This is a genomic window from Streptococcus sanguinis (genome assembly GCF_900475275.1).
Taxonomy (GTDB): domain Bacteria; phylum Bacillota; class Bacilli; order Lactobacillales; family Streptococcaceae; genus Streptococcus; species Streptococcus sanguinis_N.
The window spans coordinates 1495300-1510499 of the sequence record NZ_LS483364.1 but is presented as its reverse complement, the minus strand read 5'-3'; the positions used below and the strand labels follow the sequence as shown (position 1 = coordinate 1510499).

At 40.9% G+C, this 15200-nt stretch carries 14 protein-coding genes and 1 pseudogene; 13 read left to right on the top strand and 2 right to left on the bottom strand.

From position 1 onward, the window contains the following. The first annotated feature begins 8 nt into the window (after positions 1-8). From pfkA to DQM55_RS07500, 4 genes are all read left to right on the top strand, one after another. The gene (gene pfkA, locus DQM55_RS07515) at positions 9-1019 is read left to right on the top strand and encodes a 6-phosphofructokinase (protein ID WP_002895919.1); all 1011 of its coding nucleotides are present in this window, start codon (positions 9-11) and stop codon (positions 1017-1019) included. Between the two features lie 56 nt (positions 1020-1075). Continuing rightward, entirely contained in the window at positions 1076-2581 is a 1506-nt protein-coding gene (pyk, locus tag DQM55_RS07510) for a pyruvate kinase (RefSeq protein WP_002902760.1), read from the top strand. Positions 2582-2762: 181 nt separating this feature from the next. After that, the gene (lepB, locus tag DQM55_RS07505) at positions 2763-3320 is read left to right on the top strand and encodes a signal peptidase I (RefSeq protein WP_061588934.1); all 558 of its coding nucleotides are present in this window, start codon (positions 2763-2765) and stop codon (positions 3318-3320) included. A 140-nt stretch (positions 3321-3460) separates the two neighbouring features. Further along, positions 3461-4198 carry a hypothetical protein gene (locus DQM55_RS07500; protein WP_061588935.1) on the top strand — a complete coding sequence of 246 codons (738 nt, stop codon included), beginning with the start codon at positions 3461-3463 and terminating at the stop codon, positions 4196-4198. A 32-nt stretch (positions 4199-4230) separates the two neighbouring features. On the opposite strand, the pseudogene DQM55_RS07495 reads toward DQM55_RS07500, so the two are convergent. Continuing rightward, a pseudogene (locus tag DQM55_RS07495) lies at positions 4231-4383 on the bottom strand (cation-efflux pump); the annotation flags it as partial. 143 nt (positions 4384-4526) lie between these two features. Between DQM55_RS07495 and DQM55_RS07490 the strand changes: the two are divergent. The 4 genes from DQM55_RS07490 to DQM55_RS07475 are packed head-to-tail and all read left to right on the top strand — an operon-like array spanning position 4527 to position 7079. Then, positions 4527-4955 (top strand): hypothetical protein, encoded by a 429-nt coding sequence (locus tag DQM55_RS07490; RefSeq protein ID WP_061592769.1) that lies wholly within the window; start codon positions 4527-4529, stop codon positions 4953-4955. Further along, entirely contained in the window at positions 4952-6352 is a 1401-nt protein-coding gene (locus DQM55_RS07485) for a hypothetical protein (protein ID WP_061592770.1), read from the top strand. Before DQM55_RS07490 ends, DQM55_RS07485 begins: the two co-directional genes overlap by 4 nt. Next, positions 6334-6747: a hypothetical protein gene (locus tag DQM55_RS07480; RefSeq protein ID WP_002915515.1), complete on the top strand. Its 414-nt coding sequence runs from the start codon at positions 6334-6336 to the stop codon at positions 6745-6747. The genes DQM55_RS07485 and DQM55_RS07480 overlap by 19 nt, the downstream gene beginning before the upstream one ends. 17 nt (positions 6748-6764) lie before the next feature. After that, the gene (locus tag DQM55_RS07475) at positions 6765-7079 is read left to right on the top strand and encodes a hypothetical protein (RefSeq protein ID WP_061592771.1); all 315 of its coding nucleotides are present in this window, start codon (positions 6765-6767) and stop codon (positions 7077-7079) included. 26 nt (positions 7080-7105) lie between these two features. On the opposite strand, the gene DQM55_RS07470 is transcribed toward DQM55_RS07475, so the two are convergent. After that, the gene (locus DQM55_RS07470) at positions 7106-8293 is read right to left on the bottom strand and encodes a cation diffusion facilitator family transporter (RefSeq protein WP_111676003.1); all 1188 of its coding nucleotides are present in this window, start codon (positions 8291-8293) and stop codon (positions 7106-7108) included. A gap of 261 nt (positions 8294-8554) precedes the next feature. Here DQM55_RS07470 and pcrA point away from each other — a divergent pair, with 261 nt between their 5' ends. From pcrA to DQM55_RS07445, 5 genes are all read left to right on the top strand, one after another. Continuing rightward, positions 8555-10843 carry a DNA helicase PcrA gene (gene pcrA, locus DQM55_RS07465; protein ID WP_111676002.1) on the top strand — a complete coding sequence of 763 codons (2289 nt, stop codon included), beginning with the start codon at positions 8555-8557 and terminating at the stop codon, positions 10841-10843. After that, positions 10840-11238: an NUDIX hydrolase gene (locus DQM55_RS07460; RefSeq protein ID WP_111676001.1), complete on the top strand. Its 399-nt coding sequence runs from the start codon at positions 10840-10842 to the stop codon at positions 11236-11238. Before pcrA ends, DQM55_RS07460 begins: the two co-directional genes overlap by 4 nt. Before the next feature lie 98 nt (positions 11239-11336). After that, on the top strand, positions 11337-12617 hold the full coding sequence (locus DQM55_RS07455) for an O-acetylhomoserine aminocarboxypropyltransferase/cysteine synthase family protein (RefSeq protein WP_111676000.1): 1281 nt from the start codon (positions 11337-11339) through the stop codon (positions 12615-12617). A gap of 161 nt (positions 12618-12778) precedes the next feature. Continuing rightward, entirely contained in the window at positions 12779-13705 is a 927-nt protein-coding gene (locus tag DQM55_RS07450) for a glycosyltransferase family 2 protein (RefSeq protein WP_002897843.1), read from the top strand. Continuing rightward, on the top strand, positions 13702-15186 hold the full coding sequence (locus DQM55_RS07445; RefSeq protein WP_111675999.1) for a glucosyltransferase domain-containing protein: 1485 nt from the start codon (positions 13702-13704) through the stop codon (positions 15184-15186). Before DQM55_RS07450 ends, DQM55_RS07445 begins: the two co-directional genes overlap by 4 nt. Positions 15187-15200 lie beyond the last annotated feature (14 nt).

Genomic DNA, 15200 nt, shown 5'->3' with positions numbered 1-15200 from the left:
AAAGCGAAATGAAACGTATTGCTGTTTTGACTAGTGGTGGTGATGCCCCTGGTATGAATGCTGCCATCCGTGCGGTTGTTCGTAAAGCAATTTCCGAAGGAATGGAAGTTTACGGTATTTATGATGGTTACGCTGGAATGGTAGCTGGCGAGATTTACCCACTTGATGCAACATCAGTTGGTGACATTATTTCTCGCGGTGGAACTTTCCTTCACTCTGCTCGTTACCCTGAGTTTGCCCAAGTTGAAGGGCAGCTGAAAGGGATTGAGCAGCTTAAAAAACATGGAATCGAAGGTGTCGTTGTTATCGGTGGTGATGGATCTTACCATGGTGCGATGCGCTTGACAGAGCATGGCTTCCCAGCTGTTGGTGTTCCAGGAACCATTGACAATGATATCGTCGGAACAGACTTCACTATCGGTTTTGATACTGCTGTTACTACAGCTATGGATGCGATTGACAAGATTCGGGATACCTCATCCAGTCACCGCCGTACTTTCGTTATCGAAGTAATGGGTCGTAATGCTGGTGATATTGCTCTTTGGGCAGGTATTGCATCTGGTGCGGACGAAATCATCGTTCCTGAAGAAGGTTTCAAGATCGAAGAAGTTGTTGAAAGCATTAAGAATGGCTATGCCAAGGGTAAGAAACACAACATCATCGTCTTGGCTGAGGGTGTCATGTCAGCGGATGAATTTGCTGAGAAGCTGAAAGAAGCTGGCGATATGAGCGACTTGCGTGTCACAGAGCTCGGACATATCCAGCGTGGAGGCTCACCGACTGCGCGTGATCGTGTTCTTGCATCTCGTATGGGAGCACATGCTGTTAAACTGCTTAAAGAAGGTATCGGCGGAGTTGCTGTTGGAATCCGCAATGAGCAGATGGTTGAAAGCCCAATTCTGGGAACTGCTGAAGAAGGAGCACTCTTTAGCTTGACTGCTGAAGGCAAGATTGTTGTCAATAATCCGCACAAGGCTGATCTGGACTTGGCTGATTTGAACCGCAGCATCAATATTTAATTATTATTTGTTATTCAGGCCAAGAGGCCAAATAGAAGAAGGAGTTTCATACAATCATGAATAAACGTGTAAAAATCGTTGCAACATTAGGTCCTGCGGTAGAAATCCGCGGTGGTAAAAAATTCGGTGATGACGGATATTGGGGAGAAAAGCTGGATGTTGAAGCATCAGCTCAAAACATTGCTAAGCTGATTGAAGCTGGCGCAAACACATTCCGTTTCAACTTCTCACACGGTGACCATGCTGAGCAAGGAGAGCGCATGGCAACTGTTAAGCGTGCAGAAGAAATTGCCGGCCAAAAGGTTGGTTTCCTTCTTGATACAAAAGGACCAGAAATTCGTACAGAATTGTTCGAAGGCGATGCAAAAGAGTATTCATACAAGACTGGTGAAAAAATCCGTGTTGCTACTAAGCAAGGCATCAAGTCTACTCGTGAAGTAATTGCTTTGAACGTTGCTGGTGGATTGGACATCTATGATGATGTTGAAGTTGGCCGTCAAGTATTGGTTGACGATGGTAAACTTGGTCTTCGTGTTATCGCTAAAGACGATGCTACTCGTGAATTTGAAGTAGAAGTTGAAAATGACGGCATCATTGCTAAGCAAAAAGGTGTGAACATTCCTAACACTAAGATTCCTTTCCCAGCACTTGCTGAGCGTGACAATGACGATATCCGCTTCGGTCTTGAGCAAGGAATCAACTTCATCGCGATTTCATTTGTACGTACTGCAAAAGACGTCAACGAAGTTCGTGCAATCTGTGAAGAAACTGGTAATGGACACGTTCAATTGTTCGCGAAAATCGAAAACCAACAAGGTATCGATAACTTGGACGAAATCATTGAAGCTGCTGACGGTATCATGATTGCCCGTGGTGACATGGGTATCGAAGTACCATTTGAAATGGTTCCAGTTTACCAAAAAATGATCATCACTAAGGTAAATGCAGCTGGTAAAGTGGTTATCACAGCAACTAACATGCTTGAAACCATGACAGAAAAACCACGTGCAACTCGTTCAGAAGTATCAGACGTATTTAACGCTGTTATCGACGGAACTGATGCAACTATGCTTTCAGGCGAGTCTGCAAATGGTAAATACCCACTTGAGTCAGTAACAACAATGGCTACTATCGATAAGAATGCTCAAACCCTTCTTAACGAATATGGTCGTTTGACAACTGACAACTTTGAGCGCAACTCTAAGACTGAAGTTATGGCTTCAGCAGTTAAAGATGCTACAAACTCAATGGATATCAAGTTGGTGGTTACTCTTACTAAGACAGGTCACACAGCTCGCTTGATTTCTAAATACCGTCCAAATGCTGATATCTTAGCTATCACTTTTGACGAATTGACTCAACGTGGTCTTATGCTGAACTGGGGTGTTATTCCAGTGACTACTGAAACTCCATCTAACACAGATGATATGTTTGAAATCGCTGAAAAGATTGCAGTTGAGCAAGGCTTGGTTGAATCTGGCGATGATATCGTTATTGTTGCTGGTGTGCCACTTGGTGAAGCAGTTCGTACCAACACAATGCGCATCCGTACAGTACGTTAATCTAAGACAACAAAAAAGAACCGTTGATTGGAAAATCATCGGTTTTTTTCTTGTCTATGCGATACCACTTATCTTACTTGAGAGAAGAACAAGTTTGAGAATTGATTTTTGAAATAAAATTGTACCTTTGTCTATTTTGTCTAAAAATGATATAATGGTATAAAAGAGATGGGGGAGACGAATGTTAAAGAGAGATTTATTAAGAAATATCATTATTTTTTCAGTACTGGCAGCTATCATTATAGGGCTGAGAGTTTTTATTTATACGCCTTATCGGGTGACGGAGCAGGACAGCAATTCCTATTTGGCAAAGAATGACTTGGTCTTGGCGACGAGGAAGCAAGACATCAAGCGTGGTGACTTTGTCCTCTATGAAGTGGACGGCAAAGACTACGTTGGCCGAGTTATTGCCCAGGAAAAAGATCAGGTAACCTATATGGACAATCTCCTTTACCTGAACGGTCAGGTCATGTCGGAAGAATACATTGAGAAAATGCGCGAGAAATATCTAGCTTCAGCAGGAAGTTCGGGTTACTATACTCATGATTTCTCTGTTATGGATTTGAAGGGCTCAAAGTCTGATAAAATTACTAAAGATTCTTATTTGATTCTTAATGATCGACGGGAAAATACGAAGGACAGCCGAGAATTTGGGCTCATCAAAGCCAGTCAAATCAAGGGAGTGGTGGAGTTCCGACTCTCACCGCTTAATGAATTTGGTTTTATTAAGAATAAGTAAATTGAAGTCTATTTTCAACCAAGGCAGGGCAAGCCTTGGTTTTTTTCTTTGAAAATCAACTTTAAAGTTACAAGTAAACATAAAGATACTTGTTCTGATGTGGTATACTAATATCAAAAGACCGCTAAAGGAGACTGCTCTTGAAGTCAAGAAAGAAAAAATTATTATTTTTGGCTATACTGGCTCTAAGTTTTCTGACTGCATGTAGCAGCATAGTAAATAGAGATGGTGAAAAAATATGGATGTCAGATACAGAAATGACTGAGCTTCATAAGAAAGAGCAAAAGCTTGCACTTTATATCATTAATCATTATGAAGATGTTCAAAAAATTGAATTTGATGAATTTTCTAAGGGAAAGTTCTGGGAAGCAAGTTCTGTTAGTGTGATTGTAAATGACACCAGCTATATACCACACATTTCTTTGGACTCAAAGGATAAAAACTATAATATAAATGATAGTTCTCGCACTGATTCTACAGAATTGACTTTTCGTCTGAAAAAGAAAGAGAAGGTCACAAATTTTAAAGATACAGGTGAGACGGATGTTATTTACTCTGGAGAAAATGCTTGGCTGACGACTGAGGAAAAAGTAAAGGTGCGCAACCAGGAAGAGGGGCTGGCTTTATTTATACTGAATCACTATGAAAGTGTTGAAAAAATTGAATTTACAAAGATTTCAAGAAAGCCTTTTGGACAGGCAAGATATGTTGCTTTACTTGTTAATGATAAGATAAAGATTTATACCGACCTAGATGATAGCTATGACAACTATTATTTGTCTGACAATCCTGAAAAAGACGGCCTGAAAGCTAAAGAGAAACCAACAAATTTGCAAAGTCTAGATAGTATTACTGTTATCTATTATACAGGGAAATGAAGGATGTGTTGCAATGAAAAAGCCAGACTGACTTAATCATCAGACTGGTTTTTTCGTGTCTCTTGGTGAAAGATGTTTTGCCATACTTCGTGGCGGCGCCAAAGGCTGGTATGGATAACACCGTCCATTTCATAGCGGATGAGCTTGGTTTTCTGGCTGACAGAAAGCAGTTCAACGTTTTTGATGAATAGCTTTTAGTTTGATTTATATTAAAGGGATTGCAAAAAAATGTAAACGCTTGCTAGTTTTATAATTTTTTTGCTATAATATATTAAAGTTGTATTAGTATAGTTGAAGGTTGTATGCTCTATAAAGGAAGGGAATATTTATGAAAATACTTAAATTACTTTTGATAGTATTTATTGGATTTTTGGGGTTAGGGCTTCTTAGTGCCTGCTCTCAGCAGAAAAAGACAGAACAGAAGGAGGAAGCAACATTGACAGCAGAAGAGAAAAAGATAATTAGAAAACAAGAAGAGGCTCTTGCTTTATTTTTGGTCAATAATTTTGAAGATGTTCATAAAATAGAGTTTGAAAGTATTTCAAAAGGCGGATTTGGTAGACCTAGATTCATTTATTTCTCGGTAAACGATAAAATAGAAGTTTCAACAGACTTAAAAGATAGTTACGATATACAGCATTATGGGTTAACTTATCATAATAACTCGGAGGTACTAAAACGAAAGGAAGTTCCAACTAGTTATACAAAATTATCGGAAACCCAAATAAATGTTATATATTATGGAGAGAAGAGATGAACATAACAGATGCGGATTATAATAAAATTGCAACATATGTTTATGAGATTGACCCAGTAGACAATCCTGATAAGCAATTATCGGTTGGAGAAACGATTGACATCAACGGCCGACAATTTCAAGTTATCGACGCTACGGGTAATAATGCTGAACCAACGGATAATAGTATGCAAGCGATGGCTGTTGCCCCTATTGACAGTCAAGGAAACGTAGATTACAGTCAGGTAGTAGTTTCTTATGTTGGAACCAATTTTGGAGACAAAAAAGATATTCTGAACGATCTTGAAAATCTAGGTATGGGTTTTACTGATACGATGATGGTAGGTGTTCCTTCTGGCTATGGAGTAATCAAGCGTATAATGGAGGGGGACTTTAAAAATGCAGTTCAAAAAGAATTTACAGAAAATATTGTTCCAGTTCAATCAAAGACTGCAGTAGAGTTTGCCCAGCGAGTAGAAAAAAAGGTTCGTCAAGAGAACCCCAATGCTATTATAACAACGAATGGTCATTCTTTGGGAGAGTCTATGGCTCTTTATACGGCCTTAAAAATGGGGTGGAATAATGTTGGCTTTAACGGCCCAGATATTCATAATATTATTTCAGAAGAAGAAATAGCCTATATGCAGGCTCATCCAGAGCAATTTCGTAATTTTCGTAATCCCAATGATTTGATTCTGGGAAATATTTTGGGTAATAAAACTGGGGTAGCCATCTATGTCAATGTGACGGATGCTAGGTTTATTGATGAAGCAATTGGAATATTGCAGGATAAGTCCCTGTCTTGGAAAGAAAAGGCTGATAAAATCTATAGTTTGGGTGACAAATATCATAGTTACAAAACTTGGCAATTCAATGATAAAGGTCAGCTTATTGATGAAAATGGAAATATTGTAACAAATAATGCACGAGGGAACAGGAATATTCTCCTCTTAGAAACGAAAGCCAGAATGATGCGCTACTATGGATTGAAGTCTCTGCTGACCGAAAGCGGTGGAGGTTTGAGTTCTAATGAGCAGATTTTTCTGGACAGTGAGCAAGCTACGATTGCTGCAGAATCTTTAGTAAGTTCTGCACAGCAAACACTTGATCAGATTAAGATTGAAAAGCAAAAAGGAGTAGAGGAGGCTGAGGCTCTCTTTGAAACTACTAAGTCGCCGTTCATGGTTAGCAGTCTTAGCCCTTATGAGATAGAGGAGGCTTTTGCAGATGGCGGTGTAACAAATGATAGCATTGTCGGAGATGTTGAAAGTTCATTGGAAAAAAAGGTTCAACAAGCTAGCCAGTTATTGGACGAAATGGCTCGATTAAAAGAGCAAATTGCATCCGGAATCAATAAAAAACTTGAAGAAGACACAGCTTTGGCAGGGGAGTTCAATCAATGGAGAAGTTTGAATTAGCACAACGTGAAGTTGAAAATAAAAAGCAAGAACTTGATGAATTAGAAGATTTTCACCGTACAAAGTTAAAAGAATTTAAGAAGAGAGATGATTATTTTCAAACAGCTTGGCGTGCAGTCAAAGAGCTTCTTGATGAAAAATATAAAGAAACTTTGTATTATTTAAAAACTATAGATGCTGATCAGGAATTTTATAGGATTCTCAATAGAGAAATGGAATCTTATCAAATAATGTCGGAAGAAGTATTGGTTCAAGCACAAAGAACTCTTGAGTTAGAAGTCTTAAAAGAAGAAGAAAATTTTCGGCAGGAGAGGAGATATCTAGATGAGCAGTTGGAAGAGGCATACTTACGCCGGAGAATAGCTGTAGAGGAAAATAATCAAAAGAAGAAATAGAAAGAAAGTGATACAGCATGGCAAGAACAACAATAGATACAATTACAGATGTATTTACAAAAGGAACTTTAGATGATTTAAGTGCTCGTCTTAATGAGATAAAAAAACAAATTGAAAAAAATTTGATTAGAAATGTCTATGCTCCTCAAGCTCTGAAGAAACGTGATATTATAAAGTCCAATGCTGAGAAAAAGATTAGCGAAGTTGCTAAGGAAGGCAAATCAGCTTTGACAGGCATTAACGATACTTTGGATGGAGCCATTAAAGGACAGTGGTCTACTGCGGTTAGAGATGCAGTTGTAAAAACAAGTAAAAGATATGATGAGATATAACCATAAAAAACAACCAGACTGCCTGTCTAGTTGTTTTTTCGTGTCTCTTGGTGAAAGATGTTTTGCCATACTTCGTGGCGGCGCCAAAGGCTGGTATGGATGACACCGTCCATTTCATAGCGGATGAGCTTGGTTTTCTGGCTGACAGAGAGCAGTTCAAAGTTTTTGATAGGTGTTTTTGAGGCTCTTTCTGCCTGAAACTCAGCTTTGTTCAGCTGTCGGCCATCTTGAGAAATATAAAGAAATTCAGCGGACAGAAGCGTATCCAGTTGGCTGCCTTGCTCCACGAGCTGCTCGCGCATGAGCAGGTTTGGGTAAAGATTGTCCAACGACTCATCTTCAGGAATGGGAGCGGGCTCGATATGAATGTCAATGTCAAAGACCCCGAAGCGCTCCATAAGCATATCCTCAACTTGGTCCGCAATCTCATGACTTTCAAAAACAGACAAATCCGGATTCATTTCCAAGATAATATCCAGATAGATATTACTGCCATAGGTCCGGCCACGCTGTGACTTGACCTGAGTGATTTTAGGAATTTCTAGGATAGCTTGCTTATAGTCTTGGAGCAGACTTTCATCAAATCCGTCGGACAGGCTGAAGGAAGATTCCATAAAGATATCATAGGCCGTCTTGAGAATGAAGAAGGTAATGATAATGGCTGCCAGCTTATCAACGATTGGAAAGTTAAAGGCGCTGGCAATGATAGCAACTGAAGTTCCGATAGAAGTGACAGCGTCTGACAAGTTGTCCTTGGCTGCAGCATCCAGAGCCTTGGAGTGAGCTTTTTTAGCTAGCGTTTTATTGTAAAAATAAACACCCAACATAATGATTGCAGAGATGATTCCGACCACGGCACCAACTGGGTCAATCTTAGTCTCTTGGTTGGAGATAATCTTCTGAATGGTCTCAATCAAGACATCAAATCCAACGAAAAACATGATAAAAGATGTGATGAGACTGGCCAGATCTTCTATCTTCCAATGGCCGAAACGATGGTCACGGTCGGCTGGTTTTCTGGCCATACGCAGGCCTATTAAAACGGCGATATTAGCCACGATATCAGATACATTGTTGAAGCCATCGGCCGTCAGACTGGAGGACTGGAGGGTCGAGCCTGCGATAATCTTGACAGCGGAGAGAATCAGATAGGTAGCGATGGACAGGATGGCTCCTCTCTCCGCTAGCTTCAGATTGTTACTAGGATTTTTCATGACAGCCTTTCTTTCTAAGTGGGGCAGCAGAATGGAAAAGAGACTTGCGAAAAAATGTCATCTATGGACAGATGCTCTAAGTCTCATATGGGCATATTATAGCAAAAATAGACCTGATTTTCAATTTCCGTCGGGCTTAGGGGGGCCTTAGATGACTTTGTCGAAAATCTAATCTAAAATCAGGAATTCCTCTTCTTTCTGGTTTAGCTTCATCAGGATTTTTGTTATAATAGTAGCATTGACTTTGAAAGAGGAAGAAAAATGCATCCTTTATTAAACGGTATGAATGACCGTCAGACTGAGGCGGTTCAGACAACAGAAGGGCCTTTGCTGATAATGGCGGGAGCTGGTTCGGGTAAGACCCGTGTCCTGACCCACCGTATTGCCTATTTGATTGATGAAAAGATGGTCAATCCTTGGAATATCCTTGCCATTACCTTTACCAATAAGGCAGCGCGGGAGATGAGAGAAAGGGCTGAAAAACTCAAAACGGAGGCCCAAGATTGCTTAATCGCTACCTTCCACTCCATGTGTGTACGCATTCTGCGGCGAGAAGCAGACCATATTGGCTACAACCGCAACTTTACGATCGTTGATCCAGGTGAGCAGCGGACTCTGATGAAGCGAATTCTTAAAAATCTCAATCTGGACCCTAAAAAGTGGAATGAGCGCGCCATTCTGGGGACTATTTCCAATGCTAAGAACGACCTGATTGATGAGGTGGCCTATGCAAATCTAGCTGATGATATGTATACAGAAATTGTGGCCAAGTGCTACACAGCCTATCAAAAGGAATTGCGCCAGTCTGAGGCTATGGACTTTGACGATTTGATTATGCTGACCCTGCGGCTTTTTGATCAAAATCCTGATGTTCTGACCTACTACCAGCAACGTTACCAGTATATCCATGTGGATGAGTATCAGGATACCAACCATGCTCAGTATCAGCTGGTCAAGCTCTTGGCTTCCCGCTTTAAGAATATCTGCGTGGTCGGAGATGCTGACCAGTCTATCTATGGCTGGCGGGGAGCCGATATGCAGAATATCCTAGACTTTGAAAAGGATTATCCAGAAGCTAAGGTAGTCCTACTAGAGGAAAATTATCGCTCTACTAAGACCATTCTTCAGGCAGCTAATGAAGTCATCCGAAACAACCGCAACCGCCGTCCTAAAAATCTCTGGACTCAAAACGAAGACGGTGAGGAAATTGTCTACTATCGGGCTAATGACGAGCAGGATGAGGCTCTTTTTGTCGCCCGAACTATTGATCAGCTGAGCCGAGAAGGATACAGTCATAAGGATTTTGCAGTTCTTTACCGGACCAATGCCCAGTCACGGACGGTGGAGGAAGCCCTGCTCAAGTCCAATATTCCCTATACCATGGTTGGTGGAACCAAGTTCTACAGCCGCAAGGAAATCCGCGATGTTATTTCTTATCTCAATCTCATCGCCAATCCTAGCGATAATATCAGCTATGAGCGCGTGGTCAATGAGCCCAAGCGTGGTGTCGGACCAGGAACGGTGGAGAAAATTCGGAATTTTGCGTCCAGTCAGGAAATCTCTTTACTGGATGCGTCAGCCAATATCCTGCTTTCGCCAGTCAAGGGTAAGGCGGCTCAGGCGGTTTATGATTTTGCCAATATGCTTCTGGATATGCGGGAGCGCTTAGACGACTTTACAGTGACAAAGCTGGTAGAGGCTGTATTGGAAAAGACAGGCTATGCTACAGCCTTGGCTGCCCAGGCAACCTTGGAAAGCCAAGCAAGGATTGAAAACATCGAAGAATTCTTGTCTGTAACCAAGAACTTTGACGAAAGTCCAGACAATCCTGCTGATGAGTCTGGTCTTGATAAGCTCAGCCGTTTTCTCAATGACTTAGCCTTGATCGCAGACACAGATGACGGGGATACGGAGAGTTCCGAAGTGACTCTGATGACCCTCCACGCAGCCAAGGGATTGGAATTTCCAGTCGTCTTTCTGATTGGTATGGAGGAAAATGTCTTCCCTCTGAGCCGTGCATCTGAAGATGAGGATGAATTGGAAGAAGAGCGGCGCTTGGCCTATGTCGGTATCACTCGAGCAGAGAAAATTCTCTATCTGACTAACGCCAATTCCCGTATGCTTTATGGTAAAACCAACTATAATCATCCTACTCGCTTCCTGAGAGAAATCAGCTCAGACTTGCTAGACTATCAGGGACTGGCTCGACCAGCAAATAGCTCCTTTAAGGTCAGTTATACAAATAGCGATACAAGCAAATTCGGTCAGGGCATGAGTCTGGCCCAGGCCCTGCAAGAACGGAAGCGTCAGGCGGCTCCTAGTTCCATTTCTACAGGCAGTCTGCCTTTTGGAAAGAGCGGTCAGAGCCAGCCATCTAAGCCAGAAGTTGCTTGGGCTATTGGAGATATTGCCCACCATAAGAAATGGGGCGATGGGACAGTTCTAGCAGTCTCTGGCAACGGCAATAGCCAAGAGCTCAAGATTAATTTCCCGGAAGTCGGTCTGAAGAAAGTGCTGGCCAGCATAGCACCGATTGAGAAAAAATCATGATGAGGCAGTCGATTGAAGCCTGGATTTATCATCCAGAGGAACGAGAAATCTTGCTCTTGAAAGTGGAAGCTGAGACAGTTTCCTTTTGGCAGCCCATTACTGGTGGGATTGAGAGCGGCGAGAGTCCAGAAGAAGCCTGCCTTCGTGAAATAAAAGAAGAGACCGGTTTGCTCTTAGCTTGTTCAAATCTGACTAGTCTTGGAGATTTTATGGTAAAGATTGATGAAAATCTGACCATTCACAAAAATCTCTTTCTAGTTCTGACAGAACAGAAGGAAATCCGGATTTCTGATGAGCATGTGGGAGCTCAGTGGGTAGCTTTAGACAAAGTTTCGTCGCAGTTGTACTGGCCTAGCAATCAGGCGACTTTTGAGATTATATCTGAGAAGCTATAAGATATAGCTTCTCTTTATTTCTTTTGATAAGGAAATTCTATTAGTCAAGCGAGACGTTTAGTGGTAGACTTATCACATAACTATAGTGAGGTGACCTTATGACACGTGAATTCAAATTTGAAACTCTGCAGCTTCATGCCGGACAGACAGTTGACCCGACAACCAAGTCACGGGCTCTGCCTATTTACCAGACAACTTCTTATGTGTTTGATGATACTCAGGAAGGAGAAGATCTCTTTGCTCTACGCAAACCTGGCAATATCTACACTCGGATTACCAATCCGACCCTGTCTGCTTTTGAGGAGCGGATTGCGGCTTTGGAAGGTGGAGTCGGAGCTTTAGCAACAGCTTCTGGTATGGCAGCTGTTACCTACACCATTCTAGCTTTAGCCCATGCTGGCGACCATGTAGTAGCAGCCTCTACCATTTACGGCGGTACCTTTAATCTGCTCAAGGAAACCCTGCCTCGCTATGGCATTACCACGACTTTTGTTGATATTGAAAATCTGGCTGAAGTAGAAGCGGCTATTCAGGACAATACCAAGCTGGTTCTGATTGAAAGCTTGGGTAATCCACTGATTAATATCCCTGACTTTGATGCTTTGGCAGAGCTGGTTCATGCTCATAAAATTCCGCTGATTTCCGACAATACCTTTGCCACTCCTTATCTGATCAATGTCTTTTCTCATGGAGTGGACATCGCGGTGCATTCTGCGACCAAGTTTATCGGCGGTCACGGAACTAGCATCGGTGGTGTGATTGTGGACAGCGGTCGTTTCGACTGGGAAGCTTCTGGCAAGTTTCCGCAGTTTGTTGATCCAGATCCGAGCTATCATGATATTAGTTATACGCGCGATGTCGGAGCAGCAGCTTTTGTCACTGCTGTGCGGACCCAGCTCTTGCGCGATACCGGCGCAGCCATGTCACCCTTCAATGCCTTTCTCTTCCTGCAGGGGTTGGAAACTCTCTCTTTGCGTGTAGAGCGCCATGTGTCCAATGCAGAGAAGATTGTGGAATTCCTGGCAGAGCATCCTAAGGTTGAGCAGGTCAATTATCCCAAGCTTGCTGACAGTCCTTATCATGCTCTGGCAGAAAAATATTTTCCTAAAGGTGTGGGCTCAATCTTCACCTTTAATGTCAAAGGTGGGGAGAAAGAAGCTCGTAAGGTTATTGACAGCTTAGAGATTTTCTCTGACTTGGCCAATGTAGCAGATGCTAAGTCCCTGGTCGTCCATCCAGCTACGACGACTCACGGTCAGATGTCACCAGAGGCTCAGCTGGCAGCAGGCATCACACCAAATCAAATCCGTCTCTCTATCGGTCTGGAAAATGTGGAAGACTTGATAGAGGATCTCAAGCTAGCCTTGGAATCTATCTAATTTTCAATGCCTCTAGACTGAGCAAATAAGAATAAAACTAGGTTGGAAATAAGCTGCACCCCAAAAGCTAGATTTTTTGTGTCTAACTTTTAGGGTGCAGTGCATTTCGCCTAGTTTTTTGTTATAATAGGATGAAATATATAAAATAGTAGGAGATTAAAATGACAATTTCGGTGATTGTTCCGTGTTTCAATGAAGAAGAGTCTATTCCTCTGTTTCATGAAGCCATGGAAGCGGTCAAATACCAAATCCGTGACCAGTTTGAATATATTTTTGTCAATGACGGATCGACAGACCGGACCTTGGCTGTTTTGCGTGAGCTCAGCAGTCGCTGTCCAGATGTGCACTATCTGTCCTTTTCTCGTAATTTCGGAAAAGAAGCAGCCCTCTATGCTGGTTTGCAAGAGGCGAGTGGGGATTTTGTGACGGTCATGGATGTGGACTTGCAGGATCCGCCAGAGCTCCTGATTGAGATGAAGGCCATGCTGGACTCGAATCCTGAGCTGGACTGTGTGGGTACCCGTCGCACTACTCGCGAGGGAGAGCCGCCTATCCGAAGCTTTTTTGCCAATTTGTTCTATAAGCTGATTAACAAGATTAGTCAGGTAGAGATGGTAGATGGTGCGCGTGACTTTCGACTGATGCGCCGCCAAATGGTAGAAGCCATTCTGGAGGTTTCAGAGTACAATCGCTTCTCCAAGGGAATTTTTGCCTGGGTGGGATTCAATACCGAGTACTTAGAATACAAAAATGTTGAACGAGTAGCTGGTAAGACCTCTTGGAATTTCTGGTCCCTATTCAACTATTCTTTGGAAGGCATCGTCAATTTCTCTGATGCGCCGCTCAACATCGCCTTTTTAGGAGGTATCCTGTCTTGGATTTTAGCCTTCATCCTGATGGCAGTGATTATTATTCGCACCTTGGTTTTTGGTGATCCGACATCTGGTTGGCCGTCTCTTATGACTGTCATTCTCCTTATCGGCGGCTTCCAGCTGCTGACCATCGGCATACTGGGTAAATACATTGGTAAAATCTTTATGGAAACCAAGCATCGGCCGATTTATGTGATTAAGGAGAAAAGTAAATGATTTTCCAGAAACGTTTTTCTGATTTTAAAAACTATCTTCTTTTAAATAAATCGTCTGCCCTAGTTATTTTTATTATTTATTCAGTAGTCAATATTAATATCGGTTTAGCTGAGTATCCCTATATTGATGATATTGGAAGACAATTACAAGGCTATTCAAAATTCTCTGAACATTATTCAAGATATTTAAGTGAGTATTCTGCTCGTTTAATACAAGGTGGGGATCATCTGACAGAACTAGGCTTGACTTCAAATATTCTGTCAGCTTGTTTTTTAACTTTTGCGAGCTTAATTTTATTATTTGTTTTATATCCCAATAAAAAGATTTCTTTTATAACAGCATCTGTTTCAACTATTATAGGGATTAATCCGTGGTTTTTAGAGCCATTAAGTTTTAGGTTTGACAATCCTTTTATGACTTTAAGTATATTAGTTTCCATCATTCCATTTATTTTCTGGGATAATAAAAAAATATTTGGAGTTATGTCAGTTGTTGGTATATTCTTAATGTGCAATTCATACCAAGCTTCTTCAGGAGTGTACATTATTGTAACCATGACACTAATATTTTTAGAATTATTGCAAGGAAGTTATTTTAAAGAAAAAATTCCTAAAATTTTCATCTCAATGTTGTCATATGTAATTGGTTTGCTTTTATATCGTATACAAATTTTTATAAAGCCACCAATTTTTGCTGATCAAGCTGATATTCCAAAGGGATTAGAGATGATTAAAATAATTGGGGTGAATGCTACAGGTTATTTGAACAATATATTTTTTCAAAGTTCAACTATCTGGGTTTTATTAACAATAATTGCTATATTTCTCTTAACTATCAGTGTGATTCGCTTATCCAGAACCAAATTCCTTTTAAACTTTATTTACATGCTGATTTGGCTAAGTTTAGGAAGTGTATTTAGCTATGGAACCTATTTGATTTTGTCTAATCCTTATTATCTTATGAGACCAAGATATGAATATGGTTTCGGAATTTTTTTAGCGATTATCTTAATTGTTAACTTAGAGTGCGTTGAAAAGAGTAAAATTCTACGTAGAGGGAAGTCCTTCGTTTCGGGATTATTAGTTTTTTATTTCTTATCTTTCTCTTTTACTTATGTGAGCAGTTTAAAACAACAAAATGAAATGTTCAAAGCGCAGAGCATATTGCTAGCTTCCTCTCTAAACAAGTACATTACACCCGAAAAAACAGTTATTAATGTGAATCGCTTTCTTTCTGATTCGCCAGTATTTAGCAATACAGCTTCTGTTTATCCAATGTTAAAAAGTTTGATTATGCCAAATACGAATGTTTCTTGGGATATGACATTGAGATTTAATAGCATAACGAACTTAAACGTCGATTTCAAATTAATCGATATTGCTAATATAGATTTTAGTAGTGAAAACTATACATTACTTGAAGAAACAAAGTTATATAATATTTATCTTGAAAATAATGAATTATTTGTTATCATGAAGTAGAATCTTTCTAAGAG

What these genes read in the sequence shown, in the direction of transcription:
- DQM55_RS07490 (WP_061592769.1), top strand. Translation starts at nt 4,527, where the DNA reads ATGAAAATACTTAAATTACTTTTGATAGTATTTATTGGATTTTTGGGG.
- pfkA (WP_002895919.1), top strand. Translation starts at nt 9, where the DNA reads ATGAAACGTATTGCTGTTTTGACTAGTGGTGGTGATGCCCCTGGTATG.
- DQM55_RS07485 (WP_061592770.1), top strand. Translation starts at nt 4,952, where the DNA reads ATGAACATAACAGATGCGGATTATAATAAAATTGCAACATATGTTTAT.
- DQM55_RS07445 (WP_111675999.1), top strand. Translation starts at nt 13,702, where the DNA reads ATGATTTTCCAGAAACGTTTTTCTGATTTTAAAAACTATCTTCTTTTA.
- DQM55_RS07470 (WP_111676003.1), bottom strand. Translation starts at nt 8,293, where the DNA reads ATGAAAAATCCTAGTAACAATCTGAAGCTAGCGGAGAGAGGAGCCATC.
- DQM55_RS07460 (WP_111676001.1), top strand. Translation starts at nt 10,840, where the DNA reads ATGATGAGGCAGTCGATTGAAGCCTGGATTTATCATCCAGAGGAACGA.
- DQM55_RS07475 (WP_061592771.1), top strand. Translation starts at nt 6,765, where the DNA reads ATGGCAAGAACAACAATAGATACAATTACAGATGTATTTACAAAAGGA.
- lepB (WP_061588934.1), top strand. Translation starts at nt 2,763, where the DNA reads ATGTTAAAGAGAGATTTATTAAGAAATATCATTATTTTTTCAGTACTG.
- pyk (WP_002902760.1), top strand. Translation starts at nt 1,076, where the DNA reads ATGAATAAACGTGTAAAAATCGTTGCAACATTAGGTCCTGCGGTAGAA.
- DQM55_RS07450 (WP_002897843.1), top strand. Translation starts at nt 12,779, where the DNA reads ATGACAATTTCGGTGATTGTTCCGTGTTTCAATGAAGAAGAGTCTATT.
- pcrA (WP_111676002.1), top strand. Translation starts at nt 8,555, where the DNA reads ATGCATCCTTTATTAAACGGTATGAATGACCGTCAGACTGAGGCGGTT.
- DQM55_RS07480 (WP_002915515.1), top strand. Translation starts at nt 6,334, where the DNA reads ATGGAGAAGTTTGAATTAGCACAACGTGAAGTTGAAAATAAAAAGCAA.
- DQM55_RS07455 (WP_111676000.1), top strand. Translation starts at nt 11,337, where the DNA reads ATGACACGTGAATTCAAATTTGAAACTCTGCAGCTTCATGCCGGACAG.